Raw genomic sequence first — 23,950 nt, 5'->3', positions numbered from 1 at the left:
ATCAAAAAGTCTTAGTATTTTTTATAACTCTATAAGTTAAACTTATAGAGTTATAAATTAAGATTAAGTAGACGAGAGTAGAAAAATGAGATATCATAGCATTGTAAGCTCTTACATTTTGGGTTCAAGTATTTGTTGACATTATACTTAATAATTCAAATTTTATAAGTAGGAGCATTAAAATGAGTAAAACTGTTTTACTAGAAGTAAAAAACAGCATCGGCTACATTACGATCAATCGTCCTGAAGCATTAAATGCTTTGAGTTCTCAAGTATTAACTGATCTGAATGATGTTCTTGATCAAGTTGAACAAAGTGAAGAAATCCGTGTTGTGATTGTAACAGGGGCAGGAGAAAAGGCATTTGTAGCTGGAGCTGATATTAAAGAAATGGACGTGATGTCGCCAATTCAAGCTTTTGAATATATGACATTTGCAAATAATACTTTTACTCGACTTTCTGACTTACGTCAACCAACAATTGCAGTGCTCAATGGGTACGCACTTGGAGGTGGAATGGAGTTAGCGCTTTCGGCAGATATCCGTATTGGATTTGAAAAAACAGTCGTTGGCTTTCCAGAAGTTGGCTTGGGCATTATTCCGGGATTCGCTGGTACTCAACGTATGTCTCGTTTGATTGGAACAAGCCGTACGAAAGAATTGATTTTCACTGCTCGTACAGTGAAAGGTCAAGAAGCCTACGAACTGGGAATTCTTAACAAGTTGGTTTCAGCTGAAGAACTGTTAACTTCAGCTGAAGAATTGGCTGCTGCAATTATGAAAAATGCACCGTTAGCAGTAGAGAAAGCTAAACATGTTATTCAGGTTGGTTCTGAACTTCCACTTAAAAATGCTATCAGGCTCGAAACTGAAGCAGAAGCATTATTATTCTCTACAGAGGACAAAGTAGAAGGGATGCGTGCTTTTGTAGAAAAGCGCAAGCCTGTTTTTAATCGTAAGTAAATAAGTGGAGATATTGGTATGCAAATTGTAACATTATCAGAAGCAATTTCTAACATTAAATCTGAAGATATTGTAGGTATCTCAGGTTTTCTTGGAGTGGGTGAGCCGTTTGAACTCATTGAAGAATTGGTTCGACAAAATCAACAGAACTTAACAATAGTATCTGTTGTTACCTCACAACCGGGTAAAGAGATTGGCGTTGGTCGCTTGTGTGAAAATCACCAAGTTAAAAAATATATCGCAGCTCATGTGGGAACTTCCGCTGCCGTACAACATGAATATTTTAGTGGCGATATGGAAGTTGAATTCACACCAATGGGAACCGTGGTTGAACGACTTCATGCTGCGGGTGCTGGTTTGGGAGCTGTTTTGACTCCGACTGGCGTTGGGACTATTTTGGAAAAAGATTATGAAAAAGTAGCTCGCAACGGCAGAGAATATCTTGTTTATGACCCTTTGAAAATTGATGTTGCTTTGATTAAGGCTACCAAGTCAGATAAATATGGCAATTTATATATTGATGGGACAACTAAAAATATTTCATTGCAGCTGGCTCTTGCAGCTGATACAGTGATTGTTGAAGCCAATGAAATTGTTGAAGTTGGGGAAATTGATCCTAACGATGTATATATTCCCGGAATTCTTGTAGACTATGTTGTTAAAAGCTTGACTTCTAAAGAACATCATGAAATGATGGGCGACCTCTGGATAGAGACTAAAAAATTGGCAGGGGTAAATTAATATGAAATCAAAAGAAATTATAGCAAGACGTGTAGCTCTTGAATTTAAAGATGGAGATGTCATCAACCTTGGATTTGGTATTCCGAATGCCTCTGCTGATTATATTCCTGAAGGTGTGAATGTGATCCTTCAAGCAGAAAATGGTGCTCTTCGTTTTGGTGAGACACCAACAAAAGAAAACTACAATGCGAATCTGGCCAACTCTGGTGGAGCACCCATCACTCTTTTACCGGGAGCATCTTTATTTGACCTTCAAACGTCGTTTGCCATTATTCGTGGAGGCCACGTTGATGCTACAGTTTTAGGAGCGTTAGAAGTTAGCCAAGATGGTAGTATTGCAAACTGGATTATCCCCGATAAGTTTGCTCCAGGAATGGGGGGAGCTATGGATCTTCTAGTTGGTGCCAAAAGGGTTATCGCAGCCATTCAACATACTACCGTTGACGGCAAATCAAAACTGCTGAAAGAATGCACACTGCCCTTATCAGCTAAAGGAGCTTTGGATTTGGTCATTACAGAATTAGCAGTATTTGGTTTTCAAGATGGGAAATTCCTTTTGAAAGAATTAGCTCCTGGTGTCTCTTTGGAAGAAGTTCTTGAAAAGACAGAGGGAGAAGTAATCGTGTCAGATGACTTAAAAACAATGTCTATCTAGTTAAATTATCAAGCAAATATAGCTACTGTTTGCCATAAAGTGTGTTACTATATGCTTATAACGAACTTTATCGATGATAAGTTTTTAATCAACCTATTAGCAACTGATCATCTATATTAAAAAGATCAGTTGCTATTTTATTCCTGACAAATTATATTACAAATATTGAAAGATAGGAGACGATGAACATGGATATTATTCAAATGACTTACTTTATCAATATCGTCGAATGCGGATGTAATCTTTCGATTGCTGCTAAAAAAATTCATATTAGTCAATCTGCTTTGAGTCAATTTGTCACAAATTTTGAGGCGACTGAAGGACTGCAGCTTTTTAATCGTAGAAATGGAAGATTAGAAAGTCTGACAGAAGCTGGTGGGAAAATTTATCGTTTTGCTACGGAAATTGTCAATCGTCATGAAGAAATGCAATCCATGATTCATATGGAAGCGCAAAAACAAAAAGGAACTATTAATTTAGGCATTCCTTCTCTGATTTTGCGTGTTTATTTTGCTAGTGCTCTTCCTAAATTTTTCAAGGATAATCCGCACATTAATATTCAAGTCGTAGAGGGAGGCAGTAAGGATTTACGCCAAAAATTTCTTGAAGGTGATTTAAATTTTGTTTTATTGATTGAGCCGACTAATTTAGATGCTAAAAAGTACGAGCAATATATTATACAAGCCGATGAATATGCAGCTTATATGGATAAAAATCATCCTTTAGCAGATAAAGAATTTCTTGAATGGAAAGACATCGCTGCTTATGATTTAGCAACATTTAATAAATCATTTACTACTTATGAATTAGTAGCTGAAAAATTAAAAAATAAAAAGATAGAGACAAATTTTACATATTTATCATCAGCATGGGATTTTTTAACAGAGTCTACGTATAAGAATGATATGATTGCTATTTTACCTCGTCCAGTAGAATATTTTGTGGATAAAAATAAGTTTAAAGCTGTTCGTTTTAAAGATCCGATTCCATTTAATATCTGGTTCTGTAGGCCGTATAAAGCAAATTATAATGAAGTTGAAGCATACGTTTATGAAGAACTTTTGAAAGGTTACTATCAGCCTATTTCGAGCCTTGATACCTAACAAAGGAGCAAATCGATGTCAAAAATTAGCACTACAGCAGCTATGATTGATTCATATACGAATACAGCAATCAAAAACTATGTAAAATCACATGATGAATCAACTTATTTTCCAAAGGAAATGTGGGATGAGTTGACGAACGAAATGGATATATTTTTGCCCATTTTATCTGAAGAGAATCACACTTTAAGTTCTGATTTCATCACATTTATCCGAAAAATTGCTAATGAATTTGCTGCTCTTTCAGCTATTTTATTAACACAAGGTTGCTATGGAATTTATTCTATTTTGAATTTTGGGACAGCAGAGCAAAAGGAATTATATCTTGAAAAGTTACTAAAAGGTCAGTACATAGCTGGATTAGGATTTTGCGAGTATAAACATCTAAAGGGGCTAGAAGATCTTGAAACGTATGCGACAAAGACTGAGCAGGGATGGTGTCTCTCAGGGAAAAAGGCGATGATTTCCAATAGCAGCGTTGCAGATATACTACTGGTTTTGGCAAAAGTAAAAGAACAAGGCAAGGTGGAGAAGTACGGACTCTTTATTGTTGATCCAAAAGATTCGGATGTGCTAATTGGTGAACAGATTGAAAAACCGGGCTTGATAGGTCTTCCTTTGAGTTCAGTCACGCTGAAAAATGTCTTGCTCCCGGAAAACGCCTTATTGGGAGACGAATTAGCTGGGGATGTCCAATTTGCTAACATCATTAAAAATATGCAACTTGGCTTAAGTGCTATTGCATTAGGTGTTGCTGAGGGGGCTTTCAATAAAGGTATTGAATTTGCAAAGGTGAAGAGAGGATTTGGAAAGCGTTTGATTGATGTGGAAATTCATCAAAATAAATTTGCTGATTTATACAATAAATTATGCTCTGCAGAAGCTTATTTTGATTCTTATCCTAGTCAAATTGAAGAAGATGCAAAATTTGTTTCTCGAATAAAACTGTACACGACGAAAGTTGCCATTGAGATATCCGATGAAATCCTTCGACTAATTGGTCCCTTACAAAAATTCGACAAGGTTAATATCAAACGTTATTTAAAGGATGCAAAAACTATTGAAAACTATGGAAGATCTGGAAATTCTATCAGAAGAGAAATTGCCGAAAGGTGGCTAAAGGAGTAAGAAATGACAAAACTCGCTCTACAAGAGTATCAATTTGGAGACATGAAATTAATTTGGTTACGTGGAGTTGACAAAATGACAGATGCAGGCACTTTATTTGGTCCTGTACCAAAAGTTGTTTGGTCACGCTATTATCCAACAACTGAAGAAAATATGATGGTTGAATTAACCGATCCAATATTGATTCAATACAAAAATAAAAATTATTTAATTGATGCAAGTTTTAACACTGCGAAACTATCTGATAAACAAAGACGAAATTTAGGGATTTTATCTGAAAGCAGAATTGAAGAGAGCTTGGAACTTTTAAGTTTGACTCCTGAAGATATTTCTTATGTGTTGATGACTCACATGCATCACGATCACTCTGGTGGATTGACAAAATTAAATGAAAATCATCAGTTGGTTTCAACTTTTCCCAATGCTAAGATTTTTGTAAATGATATTGAATGGTACGAGATGATGAACCCAAATAATCGGACTAAAGGGACTTATCTCAGAGAAAATTGGGAACCTATTCAACATCAAGTTGAGACATTTACGGAATACTTAAATGTCATACCAGAAATTCAAATGGTTCATACTGGTGGTCATAGCAATGGTCATAGTATCATTTTGCTGAAACAAGGAAATGAAACCATGATTCATATGGCAGACTTGCTCTTAACTCACGCGCATCGCAAGCCTGTATGGGTCGCTGCTGTAGATGATTACCCCATGCGTTCCATTATTGCAAAAGAAAAATGGCTCAAGGAAGCATTTGAAAATCATTATAAATTTTTCTTTTACCACGATCAATTTTTTGCTGTTGTGGAATTTGACCATGAAGGAAAAGAAATTGTTGATTATGTGAAACGGATTCGCGAACCAAGACTTCCGTTTACCGATAAGCAGGATAGAAAGCCTGTTTTGTATCATTAAGATTCAAAAATTGCCTTTTGTTTTTGAGAGGTGATTTTTTGTTGCATGATTTATCAATGCGGATTAGCTAAAATTCTGGTATAATGAAGATGTTAAACTAGTGTAAGAAAGAGGTTTTCATGGCTACTATTCAATGGTTTCCGGGACACATGTCCAAGGCTCGGAGACAAGTACAAGAAAATATCAAATTTGTGGATTTTGTGACAATTTTAGTAGACGCGCGTTTACCATTGTCCAGTCAAAATCCCATGCTGACTAAAATCGTGGGAGAGAAGCCTAAGCTCCTCATTTTGAATAAAGCAGATTTGGCTGACCCGACTTTGACGAAGGAGTGGAGAAATTATTTTGAAAAGCAAGGCGTCAAGACTTTGCCAATCAATTCTAAGGAGCAATCAACTGTTAAAAAAGTCACGGAAGCAGCTCAGTCTTTGATGAAAGAGAAAATCGCTCGGCAAAAAGAGCGCGGAATCCAAATTGAAACATTGCGAACCATGATTATCGGGATTCCTAATGTCGGAAAATCCACACTGATGAATCGTTTAGCCGGAAAAAAAATTGCTGTGACTGGAAATAAACCAGGTGTTACCAAAGGGCAGCAGTGGCTCAAGTCGAATAAGGACTTGGAAATTTTAGATACTCCAGGGATTCTCTGGCCTAAGTTTGAAGATGAAAAAGTTGCTTTGAAACTCGCTTTAACAGGAGCGATTAAAGACGATTTGCTTCCAATGGATGAGGTTACTATTTTTGGAATCAATTATTTCAAAGAACATTATCCAAAGGAGCTTCAAGAACGGTTCAAGCAAATGAACTTGGAAGAAGAAGCACCTGAAATCATTATGGATATGACACAAAAATTAGGATTTCGAGATGACTATGACCGCTTTTATCGTCTTTTCATAAAAGATATTCGCGATGGCAAGTTAGGACGTTATACTTTGGATACTTTAGGTGAGATACATGGCGACAATTAAAGAGATTCAAGAAATCTTATCTGAAATAACAGACATAGAGAGTCCTGTTTTTGAGCAATTTCGAGATGATAGTCGGGCTGGTGTCCACAAGCTCATTATGAAGCGTAAAAAACAAATCCAAGCTGAATTGGACGAAGACTGTCGTTTGGAGCAAATGCTACGATATGAAAAGGAGCTTTATGCTACTGGTTGCCAATATATCGCTGGGATTGATGAGGTTGGTCGTGGTCCCTTAGCAGGTCCTGTTGTGGCAGCAGCAGTTATTTTACCTAAAAACTGTAAAATCAAAGGTCTCAACGATAGCAAGAAAATTCCCAAGAAAAAGCACGAAGAAATCTATCAAGAAGTGCTAAAACAAGCCGTTGCAGTTGGTATTGGTGTCAAGGATAATCAAGTGATTGATAAGGTGAATATCTATGAAGCGACGAAATTAGCCATGTTAGAAGCTGTGGGAAATCTTGAAATCTCTCCGCAACATCTCTTGATTGATGCCATGCAGTTAGATGTTCAAGTTTCGCAAACGTCTATCATCAAAGGAGATGCTAATTCACTGTCTATTGCGGCCGCTTCGATCGTAGCCAAGGTGACGAGAGATCGCATGATGACTGATTATGAGCTAACTTATCCAGGCTATGACTTTGCACACAATGTTGGTTATGGAACCCAGCATCATTTAGATGGATTGAAACGAAAAGGAATCACTCCTATTCATCGCAAAACTTTTGAACCAATTAAATCCATGCTTGAAGAAGTCGAGGACAAGGGATGATTATTTCTAAAGTTTTAAATAATAATGTGGTCATTTCTGAAGAAAATCACCAAGAAGTAGTGTTGATGGGACGCGGATTGGCTTTTGGATGTAAAGCAGGAGATGATATTCGGGATAATCTGATTGAGAAAAAGTATGTCTTGTCAGAGAACAAGCGTGAATTAATGTTAGAATTACCTGCTGACATCATAGAAATGGCTGATAGAATTATCACTTACGCACATGCAAAAATAAATAAAACATTGCAAGATGGTGCCTTTTTAGCGATGGCTGACCACCTGTATGGTGTGGTTTTACGTATCCAAGATCATTTCTTTATGAAAAATTTCCTCATGTGGGATATTAAGCGATTTTTCCCTGACGAATTTGAAGTTGGCAAGTATGCCAATCAATTGTTGGGTGACTATTTAGGACAAGAATTACCTTTGGATGAAGCAGGCTTTATGGCTTTGACCATTGTCAATGCTGAATTAGATAGCGAAAATGTAGCCGCTCAAGATTTAACGCAACTAATGGAAGAAATCATGACAATCGTCAAATACAGCTTAGAGATCTCATTAGATGACGAGGATATTTATGTTCAACGCTTTATTACGCATCTGAAATTTTTTTGCGAACGTGTTTTAACGGACACCGGACATCAGGAGTTAGATGACAACGATATGTTTGATTTACTGAAAATTAAGTATCCATCAGCTTATGAAACGGCAACAAAGATTACCCAATATCTCAAGCAGACGCGAAATTATCAGACGTCTAATGATGAACAAATGTATCTAACCATTCACTTATCAAGAATGAAAAGGAACGTCAATGCAAACTGAATATGAAAAAATGATTGCAGGAGAATTATACAATCCGCAGGATTCCGAATTACGAAAATTGGTAACACGTTCTCGTCAATTTCAATACGCATTTAATGCAGAACAGGACGGTAAAAAAAGAAGTAAACTCGTAAAAGAATGGTTTGGCTCAACTGGTGAGAACATTTCGATGAAACCAAACTTTGTCTGCGATTATGGTATCAACATTCACTTAGGAGAAAATTTTTATTCTAATTGGAATTTGACCATGCTTGATGTTTGTCCGATTATTATTGGAAAAAATGCATTGTTTGGACCAAATTGTCAACTTCTGACTCCTCTTCATCCTTTAGATGCACAAGAGCGCATATCAGGCGTAGAGTACGGTGCACCAATTACCATTGGCAATAATTTCTGGGCGGGTGGCGGTGTAACGATTTTGCCTGGAGTAACATTGGGAGACAATGTCGTCGTTGGAGCAGGCTCGGTTGTTACCAAATCTTATGGTGATAATGTTGTTTTGGCTGGAAACCCGGCTCGAATTATTAAAGAATTAGATAAAATGTGAAAAGCGAGAAATTCTCGTTTTTTTAATTCCTTTTACGAATAATATAAGTGAAGTGTAATTAAAAAGTAAAAGGAATGATAAAATGGATAATTTTGATATTTATAAATTAAAAGAAGCTGGCTTGACCAATCAGCAGGTCATCAATGTTCTCTCGTATGCTGAGATACAAGAAAAAGAATTATCGGTAAAAGATATGGCAGTTGTTTCGGAATGCCGTAATCCTGCTCTTTTCATTGAAAAATATCTGCAGCTAGATGATGATTTATTACGTCAAGAATTTGAAAAGTTCTCATCCTTTTCTATCTTGGATGATGTGTATCCTTGGGATTTGAGCGAAATTTACAATCCGCCCGTTCTTCTTTTTTATAAAGGTAATTTGGATTTGCTAAAATTACCTAAAGTAGCTGTTGTAGGAAGTCGGAATAGTAGCCGAGTAGGCAGTCAATCCGTTCAAAAGATTATTAAAGAGCTAAGCAATGAATTGGTTATCGTGAGTGGTTTAGCACGCGGAATTGATACCTCGGCTCACATGGCAGCATTGCAAAATGGTGGTCGAACAATTGCAGTTATCGGAACGGGTCTAGACGTTTTTTATCCAAGGGCGAATAAAAAACTCCAATCGTATTTGGGAGAACATCATCTAGTACTTAGTGAATATAGTTCTGAAGCAGAGCCATTAAAATTTCATTTTCCAGAGCGTAATCGGATTATAGCAGGATTGTGCAGAGGGGTTATTGTTGCTGAAGCCAAAATGCGCTCAGGAAGTTTAATTACTTGTGAGCGCGCAATGGAAGAAGGACGAGATGTGTTTGCTATTCCAGGGTCAATTTTAGACGGCAGAAGTGATGGCTGTCATCATTTGATTCAAGAGGGTGCAAAGTGTGTCACATCAGGCGCTGACGTACTTTCTGAATTCCAATTTTAAAACAAGTTCTCCTATAAGAGAATGTTACTAGTTGACATCTTAAAAAAAATAGTTTAAACTCTATGAGGTTTATTACTTTTAGAAGGTGTTTACATTGGTAACAAAAACAAAGAAAAAAACAGCAATGAAAAAAAATCTGGTGATTGTAGAGTCGCCAGCTAAAGCAAAAACAATTGAAAAATATTTAGGACGGAACTATAAGGTTTTAGCCAGTGTTGGACATATTCGAGATTTGAAAAAGTCTACCATGTCCATCGATTTTGAAAACAACTATGAGCCAGAATATATCAATATTCGCGGGAAAGGTCCTCTTATCAATGATTTGAAAAAAGAAGCTAAAAAAGCGAAACAAGTCTATCTTGCAAGTGACCCGGACCGTGAAGGAGAAGCTATTTCTTGGCATTTGGCTCATATCTTAAATCTGGACGAGACAGATAAAAATCGTGTTGTTTTCAACGAAATCACGAAAGATGCAGTAAAAAATGCTTTTAAAGAACCGCGCCAGATTGACATGGATTTGGTAGATGCTCAACAAGCGCGTCGTGTCCTTGACCGTATTGTGGGGTACTCTATCTCTCCAATTCTCTGGAAAAAGGTCAAAAAAGGATTGTCAGCTGGACGTGTGCAATCTGTCGCCTTGAAGCTCATCATTGACCGTGAAAATGAAATCAATGCTTTTAAACCAGAAGAGTATTGGACGATTGACGGAACTTTCAAAAAAGGGGCTCGTCAATTTCAAGCAAGCTTTTACGGCATGAATGGCAAGAAGATGAAGCTTGCTACCAACGATAATGTAAAAAACGTTCTTTCTCATATTGAAGGTGATGAATTTACTGTCGAAAGCGTTGAGAAAAAGGAACGCAAGCGCAATGCTCCGCTGCCTTATACCACATCATCTATGCAGCAGGACGCTGCCAATAAAATTAATTTCCGAACTCGTAAGACCATGATGGTTGCTCAGCAACTTTATGAAGGAATTAATATCGGATCTGGTGTGCAAGGTTTGATTACCTATATGCGTACAGACTCCACTCGTATTAGTCCAGTGGCTCAAAACGAAGCTGCAACCTTTATTACAGACCGTTTTGGTGAGAAATATTCTAAACACGGGAGTAGAGTCCGAAATGCTTCTGGCGCACAAGACGCCCATGAAGCGATTCGTCCGTCAAGTGTGTTCAACACACCTGAAAATATCGCGAAATATCTAGATAAAGATCAATTGAAGTTATACACGCTGATTTGGAATCGTTTTGTGGCTAGTCAAATGACTGCAGCAGTATTTGACACTATGAGTGTGAAGTTGGAGCGAAACGGTGTTCAATTTGCTGCAAATGGTAGTCAAGTTAAATTCGACGGTTATCTAGCTATTTACAATGATTCTGATAAGAATAAAATGTTGCCTGATATGGAAAAGGGTGATACAGTGAAACGGGTCAACACCAATCCTGAACAGCATTTCACACAACCACCTGCTCGTTATTCTGAAGCGACCTTGATTAAGACATTGGAAGAAAATGGTGTCGGTCGTCCGTCAACTTATGCACCAACAATCGAAACTATTCAAAAGCGCTACTATGTCAAATTAGTTTCTAAGCGCTTTGAGCCAACTGAATTGGGAGAAATCGTGAATTCTCTGATTGTTGAATTTTTCCCAGATATTGTCAATGTGAAGTTTACCGCTGATATGGAGGCTAAACTAGATGATGTCGAAGTAGGAAAAGAACAATGGCAAAAGGTAATTGATGAATTTTATAAGCCATTTGAAAAAGAAGTTGCAAAAGCAGAAACTGAAATGGAAAAAATTCAAATCAAAGATGAACCGGCTGGATTCGACTGTGAAGTATGTGGAAGTCCTATGGTTATCAAATTGGGTCGCTATGGTAAATTCTATGCATGTAGCAATTTTCCTGACTGTCGTCATACTCAAGCGATTGTCAAAGAAATCGGTGTAGAGTGTCCTAAGTGTCACAAAGGGCAAATCATTGAGCGCAAAACCAAGCGCAATCGGCTTTTTTATGGTTGCAATCGCTATCCAGATTGTGACTTCACCTCTTGGGATAAACCGGTTGGTCGCTCTTGTCCGAAATGCGGTCAGTATCTTGTAGAAAAGAAAGTTCGTGGTGGAGGCAAGCAAGTTGTCTGCAGCAACGGGGATTACGAAGAAGAAAAAGTAAAATAAGTTAAAGATGTTTACGTAATTTATTTTATGTAAACTTTCTTTATATATAGCAAAGGAAACTGTATGAAAGAGAAATTTGATGAATTTTTAAAGATTGCAAAGGAATTGAACGGAATTGGAATCATTCCTTTGCTTATGGGTTCACTAGGGCTTGAACAGGTAACTGACCACGACTGGCAAGCACGAGATATTGATATCCATGTTCCAGGAGATCCTAGGGGATGGGACGCACCTGATGAGGTACGAATTTATGATTTTAAAAAGATTGAAACGATTATGAACCGGCTTGGCTACCAATTAGTAGATTTGCACGAGCACGAATTTCAAAAAGGAAATCTATCGGTTGAGTTTGGTAGCATGAATACTTTGGAAAACTTTGCTGGGATTCCTTTAGATGAATTGGTAAAACATGAAACAGCAGGGGTAATTTATTTTCTTCCTGATGTTGAACAATATCTTAAGATTTACACAGCATCTTCGCAAGATTCCTATCGAAATGACCAAAATAATGATAAGGATTTTGTTAAAATTGCTTATCTGGAAAAAATGTTAAAGAAATAGATACATGACCAATCATTATATTCTTTACACCAATGTTTGAGGATGGATACTAATAAGTTAGTGTATTTGCATTCTAGAAAGTCTCACTCGTCAGTAGGGGCTTTTTCTGTTATAATGGTTAAGAATAATTAGAAAGATTTGTGGGAGTCTCCTCCCAAAGAGGTATTTGTTTCATGTCTCAATCTTACATCAATGTCATAGGAGCTGGTCTTGCAGGTAGTGAAGCAGCCTATCAAATTGCTAAACGCGGTATTCCTGTTAAGCTGTATGAAATGCGAGGAGTGAAATCTACTCCACAACATAAGACTAGTGATTTTGCAGAGCTAGTCTGTTCTAACTCTCTACGGGGGGATTCGCTAACGAATGCGGTTGGTCTCTTAAAAGAAGAAATGCGCCGTTTGGATTCCATCATTATGAGAGCAGCAGAAGCTACGCGTGTTCCTGCTGGAGGAGCATTAGCAGTTGACCGTGACGGTTTTTCACAAATGGTGACTGATGAGGTGACAAACCACCCTTTAATCGAAGTTATTCGTGAGGAAATTACCAAAATTCCTGATGATACGATTACTGTTATTGCGACGGGACCTTTGACAAGTGATACACTCGCCGAAAAGATTCACGCGCTAAATGGTGGAGCTGGATTCTATTTTTATGATGCAGCAGCACCGATTGTAGATGTCAATACAATTGACATGGAGAAAGTTTACCTCAAATCTCGCTATGACAAGGGAGAGGCTGCTTATCTCAATGCTCCTATGACTAAGAATGAGTTTATGGCTTTTCATGACGCTTTGGTAAATGCCGAGGAAGCACCGTTAAATAGCTTTGAAAAAGAAAAATACTTTGAAGGCTGTATGCCGATTGAGGTGATGGCAAAAAGAGGAATAAAAACCATGCTCTATGGACCTATGAAGCCAGTTGGTTTGGAATACCCGGATGACTATAAAGGACCCCGTGACGGTGAATTTAAGACACCCTATGCAGTTGTGCAGCTTCGTCAGGACAATGCAGCTGGAAGCCTTTATAATATTGTTGGTTTCCAAACACACCTAAAATGGGGTGAACAGAAGCGCGTTTTTCGGATGATTCCGGGATTAGAAAATGCAGAATTTGTCCGCTATGGAGTTATGCACCGCAATTCTTACATGGATTCACCAAATCTCCTGACACAGACGTTCCAGTCTAAAAAACAAGAGAATATCTTCTTTGCAGGTCAGATGACCGGTGTAGAAGGGTATGTGGAATCCGCTGCATCTGGGCTGGTAGCCGGTATCAATGCAACTAGACTTTTCAATGGAGAAGAAGCTCTGGTCTTTCCAGAAACAACTGCTATTGGAAGCTTACCTCATTATATCACGCATGCTGATAGCAAACATTTCCAGCCAATGAATATCAATTTTGGAATTATCAAGGAGTTGGACGGTCCACGCATTCGAGACAAAAAAGAACGCTATGAAAAAATAGCAAAACGAGCGCTACAAGCTATCAAAAATTATCAAAATCTCTAGTTTTCTTTTGGAAAAGATAGAAATAATGATGATTTGTTATAAAAGTATTAAAAAAGTTAGGAATTCCCTAACTTTTTTGCATATTTTATGATATAATAGATAAAAATTTTGAAAATAGAAAGTTTTCTGACAATGAATCAATCCTATTTTTACCTTGAAGTAAGGGAACATGCATTAGAAGTGCCTTATAGCAAACAAAAGCGCCGTGTTCGAGTGCTACTTCCTAGAAATTATGAGCAAGATACTCAAAAATCCTATCCTGTAGTTTATTTTCACGATGGTCAAAATGTCCTTTATAGTAAAGAGTCTTTTAGTGGACATTCTTGGAAAATCATTCCAACGATTAAGAGAAATCCCGACATTGAAAAAATGATTGTGGTGGCGATTGACAATGACGGTTTTAATCGAATGAATGAGTATTCTGCATGGAAATATCAAGAATCAACTATTCCAGGTATGCAATTTGGCGGCAAGGGGACAGAGTATGCGGAGTTTGTCATGGAAGTTGTTAAACCCTTTGTTGACGAGTATTATCGTACCAAGTCAGACCGAGCGCACACGGCTATGGTTGGTTCTTCTTTAGGCGGAAACATTACGCAGTTTATGGGAATTGAATACCAAGAGCAAATTGGATGCTTGGGTATTTTCTCATCTGCAAACTGGCTGCACCAGGAAGCGTTCAATCGTTATATAGAACGCCATAACTTATTAGCAGATCAGCGGATTTATATTTATGTTGGAACAGAAGAGGCAGATGACACCGATAAAAGCTTAATGGCTGGCAATATCAAGCAAGCTTATATTGATTCGTCATTAACCTACTTCCGTCAGTTAATTGCGGGCGATTTAGATTTGGAAAATCTGTTGTTTCATATCCAAGCTGGAGCAGAACACAATGAAGTAGCCTGGGCTGAGCATTTACCTGATTGTCTTCGCTTCTTTAGCGAAAAATGGTAAATAAATTAATTAAAAATATGAGGAGAGAGTATTTATATGCATGTTGAATTTTTAAGTCATTGGAGCGGTCATTTGAATCGTGAAATGTATGTGAATCGTTATGGACACGCTGGGATACCTGTAGTCGTTTTTGCTTCATCGGGAGGCAGTCACAATGAATATGCAGATTTTGGTATGATTGAGGCTTGCTCATGGTTTATCGAAACAGGAAAAATTCAATTCTTCACTTTGAGTAGTGTAGATAGTGAAAGCTGGCTGGCTGATTGGAAAGCTCCTCACGACCGCGCGGAAATGCACCGAGCTTATGAGCGCTATGTCATTGAGGAAGCCATTCCTTTTATCAAGCATAAAACAGGTTGGTTTGATCCAATGATGACGACAGGTTGTTCTATGGGAGCCTATCACGCTGTTAATTTTTTTCTCCAGCACCCCGATGTCTTTAACAAGGTCATCGCCCTCAGCGGAGTTTACGATGCCCGCTTCTTTGTCGGTGATTGTTTAGATGATGAAGCAATTTATCAAAATTCACCAGCAGATTACATTTGGAATCAAAACGATGGTTGGTTTATTGACCGCTATCGCAATGCTGATATCATTGTCTGTACAGGACTTGGTGCATGGGAGCAGGACGGACTACCTTCTTTCTATACCTTAAAAGAAGCCTTTGAGCATAAGAATATTCTTGCATGGTTTGCTGAATGGGGATATGATGTTTCGCATGACTGGATTTGGTGGCGCAAGCAAATGCCGTATTTTCTAAGTCAATTAAACTTATGATTAGAAAGGAAACAATATTATGAACTATATCGTTATTTCACCTTATTATCCACAAAATTTTCAACAATTTACCGTTGAACTTGCAAATAAAGGAATTACTGTTTTGGGCATCGGGCAGGAACCTTATGATCAACTAGATCAACCTTTGAAAAATGCTTTAACAGAATATTTTCGTGTGGAAAATCTAGAAAATCTCGATGAAGTTAAACGTGCTGTAGCTTTCCTTTTTTACAAGCATGGACCAATTGACCGCATTGAGTCACACAATGAATATTGGTTGGATCAAGACGCTCAACTACGTGAACAATTTAATGTTGTAGGACCAAAACCAAAAGACTTGAAAAAGACAAAATTTAAGTCTGAAATGAAGAAACTCTTTAAAAAGGCTGGAGTTCCTGTCGTTCCTGGTCAAATTGTAAAAACCTTGCAGGCAGTTGACATGGCTGTCAGTAAAATTGGACTTCCGATGATTGCAAAGCCAGACAATGGAGTTGGCGCAGCAGGAACTTATAAATTGGAAACCACTGAAGATGTTGAACAATTTAAACAAGAGTGGGATAAGCAAACCGTTTATTTCTTTGAAAAATTCGTTGATTCTGGACAAATTTGTACGTTTGACGGATTACTGGATTCAAAAGGAAATATTGTGTTTTCAACAACTTTTGATTATGCTTATACCCCTTTAGATTTAGTTTTGAATCATTATGAAAACTCATATTATATTATAAAAGATATGGATCCAAAATTACGTCAATATGGGGAAGTTATCATTAAAGCGTTTGGCATGAAAGAACGCTTCTTTCATATTGAATTTTTCCGTGACGGAGATGATTATATTGCCATAGAATACAATAATCGTCCAGCAGGTGCTTTTACGATTGATTTGTATAACTTTGCTCACTCCATTGACCTTTATCGTGGATATGCAGATATTGTGAATGGCGAACCTTTCCCACAACCTCAAGTCGAAGCACAATATGGCTTGGTTACTTCACGCCGTTCAACCTCAAATTATGTGTATTCAGAAGAAGAATTGCGTGCAAAGTACGGCGATAAATTAAAAGCAGTCAAAATCATGCCAAAGGCATTTGCAGACTTACAAGGAGATGTTCATTATATTTTGACAACACCAAGTCGTTCGGAAATCGATCAAATGATAGAGGATTTTGGGAAAAAGTAGAAAAATCTATTTGTGAAATTTTTATTTAGTCAATTCAAATCAGCTTGCCAGCAAGGTTAGCTGATTTTTCTTTGTGAAATTGTTCAAGCATAAATTTTGACAGTATTTTTTAGTTTGGATAGAATGAAATTATAGAATTACACTCATAGAAAGGCTCGACTATGTCAACTTTAGATAAAAATCTTTTGCTAGAGATGTTTCGTAAAATGGAAGAGATCCGTCGGATGGACTTAAAAATTGCCCAACTCGTAAAAAAGGGGAAAGTTCCAGGAATGACTCACTTTTCTGTTGGAGAAGAAGCAGCTAGCGTTGGAGCTATGCTGGCCCTCAATCCTGATGATTTGATTACTTCTAACCACCGTGGTCATGGTCAGGCGATTGCCAAAGGAATTGATCTGAACGGCATGATGGCAGAAATCATGGGCAAATATAACGGAACCTGCAAAGGAAAAGGTGGCTCCATGCACATTGCTGATTTGGATGCCGGAAACTTAGGAGCAAATGGTATCGTTGGCGGAGGCATGGGAATTGCAGTCGGTGCCGCCCTCACTCAGCAAATGCACCAAACAGATAAAATCGTGGTTTGCTTCTTTGGTGACGGAGCAACGAACGAAGGTATTTTTCATGAAGCGGTTAATATGGCTTCTATTTGGAATTTGCCAGTGATTTTCTATTGTATCAATAATGGCTATGGTATTTCTGCGGATATTAAGAAAATGACCAATATAGAGCACATTCATGAGCGGAGTGCTGCCTATGGTATTCCTGGCATCTTTATCCAAGACGGGAACAACGTTATTGAGGTCTATGAAGGTTTTCAAAAAGCTGTTAAATACGTTCGAAGTGGTAAAGGGCCTGTCTTGATTGAAAGTGTTACTTATCGCTGGTTAGGACATTCTTCTTCTGATCCTGGTAAGTATCGAACGCGCAAAGAAGTAGAGGAGTGGAAGAAAAAAGACCCAATCGAAAATCTTCGTAAATACTTGCTAGCAAATCAGATTGCAAGCGACGAAGAGTTAGAAGCTATCCAAGCAGAGGTTAAAGAAGCAGTGGAAGCATCTGTAAAATTTGCAGAGGAAAGTCCATTCCCACCGCTTGAGTCAGCTTTTGAAGATATTTACGCGGACTAAGAGAGGAGATAAAATGGAAACAAAAACAATGTCCTTCCGTGATACCATTATCCTTGCTATGTCTGAGGAAATGCGTCACGATGAAAATGTGTTGTTAATGGGAGAAGATGTCGGTATTTTCGGAGGAGATTTCGGAACATCTGTCGGAATGTTAGAAGAATTCGGTCCAGAACGAGTACGTGATTGTCCAATTTCTGAAGCAGCTATTTCAGGAGCTGCAGCAGGATCGGCCATGACTGGACTACGCCCAATTGTAGATATGACTTTTATGGATTTTTCTGTCATTGCCATGGATGCAATTGTCAACCAAGCTGCTAAAACGCGTTATATGTTCGGTGGTAAAGGTCAGGTTCCGATGACAATTCGCTGCGCAGCTGGAAATGGTGTCGGATCAGCTGCTCAACACTCACAATCTTTGGAATCTTGGTTTACCCACATTCCAGGTTTAAAGGTCGTGGCACCTGGCACTCCTGCGGATATGAAAGGGTTGCTAAAATCTTCTATCCGCGACAACAATCCTGTTATTATTCTTGAGTACAAGTCAGAATTCAACCAAAAAGGCGAAGTTCCGCTTGATCCTGATTATACAATCCCTCTCGGTGTTGGTGACATCAAAAAAGAGGGAACGGACGTGACAGTTGTGACCTATGGAAAAATGCTCCGTAGGGTTATGCAAGCAGCTGAAGAATTGGTAGAAGAAGGCATTTCAGTAGAAGTGGTTGATCCTCGTACCTTGGTGCCTCTGGACAAGGATATCATTATCAACTCAGTCAAAAAAACAGGAAAAGTCGTTCTAGTCAATGATGCCCACAAAACTAGTGGTTATATCGGTGAAATTTCTGCTATCATTTCCGAATCAGAAGCATTTGACTATTTGGATGCACCAATTCGCCGTTGTGCTGGCGAAGATGTTCCTATGCCCTATGCTCAGAATCTTGAAAATGCTATGATTCCGACAGTTGAAAGTATCAAAGAGGCTATCCGTAAGACTTATCATAAAGAGTAAACTGGAAATAAACGGCAAATTTAGGTTTACATAACTTTAATTATGTAAAATAATTTAAAGTTTATCCCCGATTTTTGCTAATATTAACAGTAGAAACTTTGTGAAAACAAAGAAATAGGGCAAATATTGCCTCAACCAATGAATTATTTAAGAATGAGAGAGAACATGGATGACAAAAAATTAAGAGCGACCCCTGCTGCTAGAAAATTAGCAGATGACTTGGGTATCAATCTCTATGACGTATCTGGTACTGGTGCAAAGGGACGCGTTCACAAAGAAGATATTGAAAGTTATCGAGAATCCAATATTATGAAAATTACGCCCCTTGCAAAACGTATTGCAGAAGAAAATAACATCGCTTGGCAGGAAATCCAAGGGACAGGCGTGCACGGCAAGATTATGAAAAAGGATATTCTGGCTTTGCTGCCTGAAAATGTTGAGTCAGACAGCATCAAGTCACCTGCTCAGATTGAGAAAGCGGAAGAAATATCTGACAACATCACTCCTTATGGAGAAATTGAGCGCCTTCCAATGACGCCAATGCGAAAAGTCATTGCCCAAAGAATGCTTGATTCTTACCTGACAGCGCCAACTTTCACTCTCAATTATGATGTAGATATGACAGAGCTGCTGGCGCTGCGTAAAAAGGTTTTAGAGCCAATCATGGAAGCGACAGGAAAGAAAATCACGGTCACAGACTTGCTTTCTATGGCAGTTGTTAAAATCTTAATGAAGCACCCTTATCTCAATTCGTCTCTGACAGAAGATGGGCAAACCATTATCATGCACAAGTATGTCAATCTGGCTATGGCTGTTGGGATGGACAATGGGCTTATGACACCAGTGGTTTACAATGCTGAAAAAATGAGTCTGTCTGAGTTAGTCGTTGCCTTTAAGGATGTGATTGAACGGACTTTAAATGGAAAATTAGCACCAAGCGAATTGCAAAACTCAACTTTTACGATTAGTAATCTAGGAATGTTTGGTGTTCAATCGTTCGGCCCAATTATCAATCAACCCAATTCAGCGATTTTGGGCGTTAGCTCAACCGTTGAAAAACCAGTCGTAGTGAACGGAGAGATTGTTATTCGACCAATTATGAGTCTTGGATTAACCATTGATCACCGAGTCGTGGACGGTATGGCAGGTGCTAAATTCATGAAAGACCTAAAAGAACTGATTGAAGACCCAATTTCAATGTTGGTATAAGAGAAAGTTTAAATGAGAGGAAAATAAAAACATGGCCTTAGAAGTAATTATGCCAAAAGCCGGCGTTGATATGACAGAAGGACAGATTGTTCAATGGAATAAAAAAGTTGGCGAATTTGTAAAAGAAGGAGAAATCCTTCTAGAAATCATGACAGATAAAGTCAGCATGGAGTTAGAAGCAGAGGAAGACGGCTACTTGATTGCTATCTTGAAAGGAGACGGTGAGATTGTTCCTGTAACGGAAGTTATCGGTTATCTGGGCGAAGAAGGAGAAAATATTCCGACTACTGTGGCTGCTTCAGATGATAGTCCAACACCACCAACTGCAACCACAACTTCTAACGATGATAATAAGAGTGATGACGCTTATGATATTGTGGTTATTGGTGGCGGACCAGCTGGTTATGTGGCGGCGATCAAAGCCACTCAATTAGGAGGCAAGATTGCCCTTGTTGAAAAATCTGAATTAGGTGGAACCTGCCTCAACCGTGGCTGTATCCCGACTAAGACCTATCTTCACAATGCGGAAATTATTGAAAGTCTAGCCCATGCAGCAAATCGTGGTATTATCATTGAAAATCCAAACTTTACTGTCAATATGGATAAAGTTTTGGAAACCAAAAACAAGGTTGTCAATACACTTGTCGGAGGCGTTGCAGGTCTGCTTCGCAGCTACGGCGTTGATGTTTACAAAGGAATTGGTACCATTACCAAAGATAAGAATGTCTTGGTGAATGATGCTGAACTTCTTGAGACCAAGAAGATTATCTTAGCTGGTGGATCAAAAGTCAGCAAGATTAACGTTCCAGGCATGGAATCATCACTTGTTATGACTAGCGATGATATTCTGGATATGAAGGAAGTTCCAGAAAGTTTAGTAATCATTGGTGGTGGCGTTGTTGGTATTGAGCTAGGACAGGCTTTCATGACCTTTGGTAGCAAGGTGACGGTTGTCGAAATGATGAATCGGATTGTTCCAGCTATGGATGCAGAAGTCTCTAAAAACCTTCGGCTCATTCTTGAGCGCAAGGGGATGACCATTTTGACAGAGACCAAGCTGGAAGAAATTGTCGAAGAAAATAGCAAGCTCTGCATCAAAGTTGCAGGAAAGGAAGATATCATAGCTGATAAAGCTTTGCTTTCTATCGGACGCGTGCCTGATTTGGAAGGCATTGGCGAGGTTGACTTTGAACTAGACCGCGGTCGTATCAAGGTCAATGAATATATGGAAACTTCTGTTTCAGGAATTTACGCACCTGGAGACATTAACGGTACCAAGATGTTGGCGCATGCAGCTTTTCGTATGGGAGAAGTAGCTGCAGAGAATGCTCTCAAAGGCAATCACGTAGTTGCTAAATTAAATCTAACTCCAGCAGCTATTTACACTTTGCCAGAAGTTGCGGCAGTCGGTCTGACAGAAGAACAAGCTCGCGAAAGATACGATGTAGCTATCGGTAAATTCAACTTCGCAGCAAACGGACGAGCTATTGCATCGGATACTGCTCAAGGATTTGTCAAAGTGATTGCTGATAAGAAATACGGAGAAGTTCTCGGTGTTCACATCATCGGTCCCGCTGCAGCCGAGTTAATTAATGAAGCCTCTACTATCATCGAAATGGAAATCACGGTGGAAGAAATGCTCAAGACCATTCACGGTCATCCGACATTCTCAGAAGTTATGTACGAAGCATTTGCAGACGTACTCGGCATGGCTATTCATGCTCCTAAGAAAAGATAAGAGGCACTATGAAATACATTATCAATAATAGTAACGATACAGCTTTCAATATCGCTCTTGAGGAATATGCTTTCAAGCATCTCCTTGATGAAGATATGATTTTCTTGCTTTGGATCAATAAACCCTCTATCATTGTCGGACGTCATCAGAATACTATTGAAGAAATCAATCGTGACTATGTCCGAGAGCATGGCATTGAGGTGGTTCGTCGTATCAGTGGAGGTGGAGCCGTCTATCACGATTATAACAATCTTAACTACACCATTATTTCCAAAGAATCTGAGAACAAAGCCTTTGATTTTAAGAGCTTCTCTATTCCGGTCATCAAGACCTTGGAAGCATTAGGTGTAAAAGCCGAATTTACAGGGCGCAATGATTTGGAAATTGACAGTAAAAAGTTCTGTGGGAATGCACAAGCCTACATCAATGGTCGAATCATGCACCACGGTTGCTTGCTGTTTGACGTAGAGTTATCTGTCTTGGCGAATGCCTTAAAAGTTTCCAAAGATAAGTTTGAGTCCAAAGGCGTCAAATCTGTCCGTGCCCGCGTGACCAATATCGTGGATGAGCTGCCTGAAAAGATTACTGTAGAGCAATTTCGTGACCTCCTGCTAGACTACATGAGGAAAGAATATCCAGCAATGACAGAATATATCTTCTCCGATGCTGAACTAGCTGAAATCAACCATATCAAGGAAACTAAATTTGCTACTTGGGATTGGAACTATGGCAAATCGCCAGCATACAATGTTCGTCGTGGTACCAAGTTTACTAGTGGTAAAGTCGAAATCTTTGCCAATGTTGTTCAGTCAAAAATCGAAAACATCAAAATTTACGGAGATTTCTTTGGAATCGAAGATGTAGCAGCAGTAGAAGAAGTCCTCAAGGGTGTTAAATATGAAAGAGAAGATGTTTTAAATGCTCTTGAAAACCTGGATATTTCTCGCTATTTCGCTGGAATTAGCCAAGAAGAAATTGCAGAAGCAGTGGTTGGCTAAATCACAAGACTATAACAAAATAAAAACATTCTTACATTTATTTAACTAAGGATGTTTTTTCTATAGTTTGAAGAAGTTGGTTATCAGAATGTTCAGATGCTTCTGGGATACACCACAGCCAATAATCGCTTGGAGAATATCCGTTTTGGAGCAAGTTCCTTATTATCGAACCCTACAGAAATTATTGGATAGATTTTTTATAAAGAGGACGAAACATCATAGCAAATGCGAGGTTTTCCTTCATTATTATATTGACAAGCAACTAGAAAAGTACTAGACTAAAGTTAGAAATACATCATAAAATGTCACAAAAATCTGTCAAACTTCTTCGTTTTAGAAAGGATGGTTACTATGGCTAAATTAGATGGAAAAGTTGCTTTGATTACTGGAGCTGCTGTCGGTCTGGGTCAGGGCATTGCCTCAGTCTATGCCAAATATGGCGCCAAGCTCTGCCTTTTCGATCGAGACCCTCAAGTAGAAGCAACTGCTCAAGAACTTCGTGACAGCTACCAAATAGATATTATCAGCTATATCGGTGATGTCAGTCGTCTAGAAGATTTGGAAGCGGCTGTCTCTCAGACTATCCAAGCCTTTGGGCATCTTGATATTGCCTGCTGTAATGCTGGTATCTGCAAGCTGGCGCCCTTTGAAGAAATGACAGACCAGATACGGGATCAACATATTAATGTCAATATCAAGGGAGTTTGGAACACTTGTCAGGCAACCATCAAGCCCATGTTGAAACAGAGAGCAGGCGCTATCGTCATCGCATCATCTGTAACAGGCGATTTGGTTGCTGATGCTGGAGAAGCAGCTTACGCGATGACCAAGGCAGCTCTGGTCGGCTTAACCAAGGCCTTGGCAGTAGAATATGCCGATCGCAATATCCGAGTTAACTGCAGCCAGCTAGGCTATGCTCGGACACCGATGGTCGAAAAAATGGCCCTGGAATCCAACCCAGAACATCCAGAAGTTCCTATTCAAGATATTGCGGTCGCTGTTCCAATGAAAAGATTAGCTAAACCGCAAGAAGTAGGGGAACTCTTTGCCTTTTTAGGTAGTGATGAATCCTCCTATCTTACAGGATCTCAAATTGTCATTGACGGCGGTAGTACCCTACCAGAAACTATGAGCATGGGCACAAACTAGCAGCATTTAGCT

General features: G+C 38.8%; 23 protein-coding genes. All 23 read left to right on the top strand.

Annotation, left to right across the window (positions count from 1 at the left end; genetic code table 11):
• The first annotated feature begins 182 nt into the window (after window positions 1-182).
• The 23 genes from EL079_RS03155 to ucpA all read left to right on the top strand — a co-directional run bounded on the left by EL079_RS03155 (window position 183) and on the right by ucpA (window position 23,938).
• Window positions 183-962, top strand: a complete 780-nt coding sequence (locus tag EL079_RS03155; RefSeq protein WP_003030235.1) for an enoyl-CoA hydratase/isomerase family protein — start codon at window positions 183-185, stop codon at window positions 960-962.
• An 18-nt stretch (window positions 963-980) separates the two neighbouring features.
• On the top strand, window positions 981-1,703 hold the full coding sequence (locus tag EL079_RS03150) for a CoA transferase subunit A (RefSeq protein WP_003030281.1): 723 nt from the start codon (window positions 981-983) through the stop codon (window positions 1,701-1,703).
• A 1-nt stretch (window position 1,704) separates the two neighbouring features.
• The gene (locus tag EL079_RS03145) at window positions 1,705-2,358 is read left to right on the top strand and encodes a 3-oxoacid CoA-transferase subunit B (RefSeq protein ID WP_003030244.1); all 654 of its coding nucleotides are present in this window, start codon (window positions 1,705-1,707) and stop codon (window positions 2,356-2,358) included.
• Between the two features lie 188 nt (window positions 2,359-2,546).
• Window positions 2,547-3,461, top strand: a complete 915-nt coding sequence (locus EL079_RS03140; protein WP_003030251.1) for a LysR family transcriptional regulator — start codon at window positions 2,547-2,549, stop codon at window positions 3,459-3,461.
• 15 nt (window positions 3,462-3,476) lie between these two features.
• Window positions 3,477-4,589 (top strand): acyl-CoA dehydrogenase family protein, encoded by a 1,113-nt coding sequence (locus EL079_RS03135; RefSeq protein ID WP_003030286.1) that lies wholly within the window; start codon window positions 3,477-3,479, stop codon window positions 4,587-4,589.
• 3 nt (window positions 4,590-4,592) lie between these two features.
• The gene (locus tag EL079_RS03130; RefSeq protein ID WP_003030263.1) at window positions 4,593-5,510 is read left to right on the top strand and encodes an MBL fold metallo-hydrolase; all 918 of its coding nucleotides are present in this window, start codon (window positions 4,593-4,595) and stop codon (window positions 5,508-5,510) included.
• 119 nt (window positions 5,511-5,629) lie between these two features.
• Entirely contained in the window at window positions 5,630-6,481 is an 852-nt protein-coding gene (gene ylqF, locus EL079_RS03125; protein ID WP_018543478.1) for a ribosome biogenesis GTPase YlqF, read from the top strand.
• A complete protein-coding gene (locus EL079_RS03120) occupies window positions 6,468-7,250 on the top strand; it encodes a ribonuclease HII (protein WP_003030264.1) in 783 nt (260 codons plus the stop codon). The genes ylqF and EL079_RS03120 overlap by 14 nt, the downstream gene beginning before the upstream one ends.
• Window positions 7,247-8,074: a PRD domain-containing protein gene (locus tag EL079_RS03115; protein WP_003030277.1), complete on the top strand. Its 828-nt coding sequence runs from the start codon at window positions 7,247-7,249 to the stop codon at window positions 8,072-8,074. The genes EL079_RS03120 and EL079_RS03115 overlap by 4 nt, the downstream gene beginning before the upstream one ends.
• Window positions 8,064-8,621, top strand: coding sequence for a sugar O-acetyltransferase (locus EL079_RS03110; protein ID WP_003030231.1), 558 nt, complete (start codon window positions 8,064-8,066; stop codon window positions 8,619-8,621). The genes EL079_RS03115 and EL079_RS03110 overlap by 11 nt, the downstream gene beginning before the upstream one ends.
• An 82-nt stretch (window positions 8,622-8,703) precedes the next feature.
• Window positions 8,704-9,546, top strand: coding sequence for a DNA-processing protein DprA (gene dprA, locus EL079_RS03105; protein ID WP_003030240.1), 843 nt, complete (start codon window positions 8,704-8,706; stop codon window positions 9,544-9,546).
• Between the two features lie 85 nt (window positions 9,547-9,631).
• Window positions 9,632-11,725, top strand: coding sequence for a type I DNA topoisomerase (gene topA / locus EL079_RS03100; RefSeq protein WP_108720863.1), 2,094 nt, complete (start codon window positions 9,632-9,634; stop codon window positions 11,723-11,725).
• 63 nt (window positions 11,726-11,788) lie between these two features.
• Window positions 11,789-12,286, top strand: coding sequence for a hypothetical protein (locus tag EL079_RS03095; protein WP_003030245.1), 498 nt, complete (start codon window positions 11,789-11,791; stop codon window positions 12,284-12,286).
• Window positions 12,287-12,459: 173 nt separating this feature from the next.
• Window positions 12,460-13,794, top strand: a complete 1,335-nt coding sequence (gene trmFO / locus EL079_RS03090; RefSeq protein ID WP_003030238.1) for a methylenetetrahydrofolate--tRNA-(uracil(54)-C(5))-methyltransferase (FADH(2)-oxidizing) TrmFO — start codon at window positions 12,460-12,462, stop codon at window positions 13,792-13,794.
• 132 nt (window positions 13,795-13,926) lie between these two features.
• Window positions 13,927-14,751 (top strand): alpha/beta hydrolase, encoded by an 825-nt coding sequence (locus tag EL079_RS03085; RefSeq protein WP_003030272.1) that lies wholly within the window; start codon window positions 13,927-13,929, stop codon window positions 14,749-14,751.
• Window positions 14,752-14,787: 36 nt separating this feature from the next.
• Window positions 14,788-15,528: an esterase family protein gene (locus tag EL079_RS03080; RefSeq protein ID WP_003030268.1), complete on the top strand. Its 741-nt coding sequence runs from the start codon at window positions 14,788-14,790 to the stop codon at window positions 15,526-15,528.
• Window positions 15,529-15,547: 19 nt separating this feature from the next.
• Complete coding sequence (locus EL079_RS03075; protein WP_003030259.1) at window positions 15,548-16,708, top strand: ATP-grasp domain-containing protein; 1,161 nt, start codon at window positions 15,548-15,550, stop codon at window positions 16,706-16,708.
• Between the two features lie 161 nt (window positions 16,709-16,869).
• On the top strand, window positions 16,870-17,838 hold the full coding sequence (locus tag EL079_RS03070) for a thiamine pyrophosphate-dependent dehydrogenase E1 component subunit alpha (protein WP_003030266.1): 969 nt from the start codon (window positions 16,870-16,872) through the stop codon (window positions 17,836-17,838).
• Between the two features lie 13 nt (window positions 17,839-17,851).
• On the top strand, window positions 17,852-18,844 hold the full coding sequence (locus EL079_RS03065) for an alpha-ketoacid dehydrogenase subunit beta (RefSeq protein WP_003030236.1): 993 nt from the start codon (window positions 17,852-17,854) through the stop codon (window positions 18,842-18,844).
• Between the two features lie 165 nt (window positions 18,845-19,009).
• Window positions 19,010-20,053, top strand: a complete 1,044-nt coding sequence (locus EL079_RS03060) for a dihydrolipoamide acetyltransferase (protein ID WP_003033188.1) — start codon at window positions 19,010-19,012, stop codon at window positions 20,051-20,053.
• Window positions 20,054-20,084: 31 nt separating this feature from the next.
• Window positions 20,085-21,791, top strand: coding sequence for a dihydrolipoyl dehydrogenase (gene lpdA, locus EL079_RS03055; protein ID WP_003033187.1), 1,707 nt, complete (start codon window positions 20,085-20,087; stop codon window positions 21,789-21,791).
• Window positions 21,792-21,799: 8 nt separating this feature from the next.
• Entirely contained in the window at window positions 21,800-22,789 is a 990-nt protein-coding gene (locus EL079_RS03050; protein WP_003033190.1) for a lipoate--protein ligase, read from the top strand.
• Window positions 22,790-23,140: 351 nt separating this feature from the next.
• A complete protein-coding gene (gene ucpA / locus EL079_RS03045; RefSeq protein ID WP_003033189.1) occupies window positions 23,141-23,938 on the top strand; it encodes an SDR family oxidoreductase UcpA in 798 nt (265 codons plus the stop codon).
• The last annotated feature ends 12 nt before the right edge of the window (window positions 23,939-23,950 follow it).

It is taken from the genome of Streptococcus anginosus, assembly GCF_900636475.1.
Taxonomy (GTDB): domain Bacteria; phylum Bacillota; class Bacilli; order Lactobacillales; family Streptococcaceae; genus Streptococcus; species Streptococcus anginosus.
The sequence above is the reverse complement of the archived record's forward strand: the minus strand, read 5'-3'. Positions and strand labels throughout refer to the sequence as shown.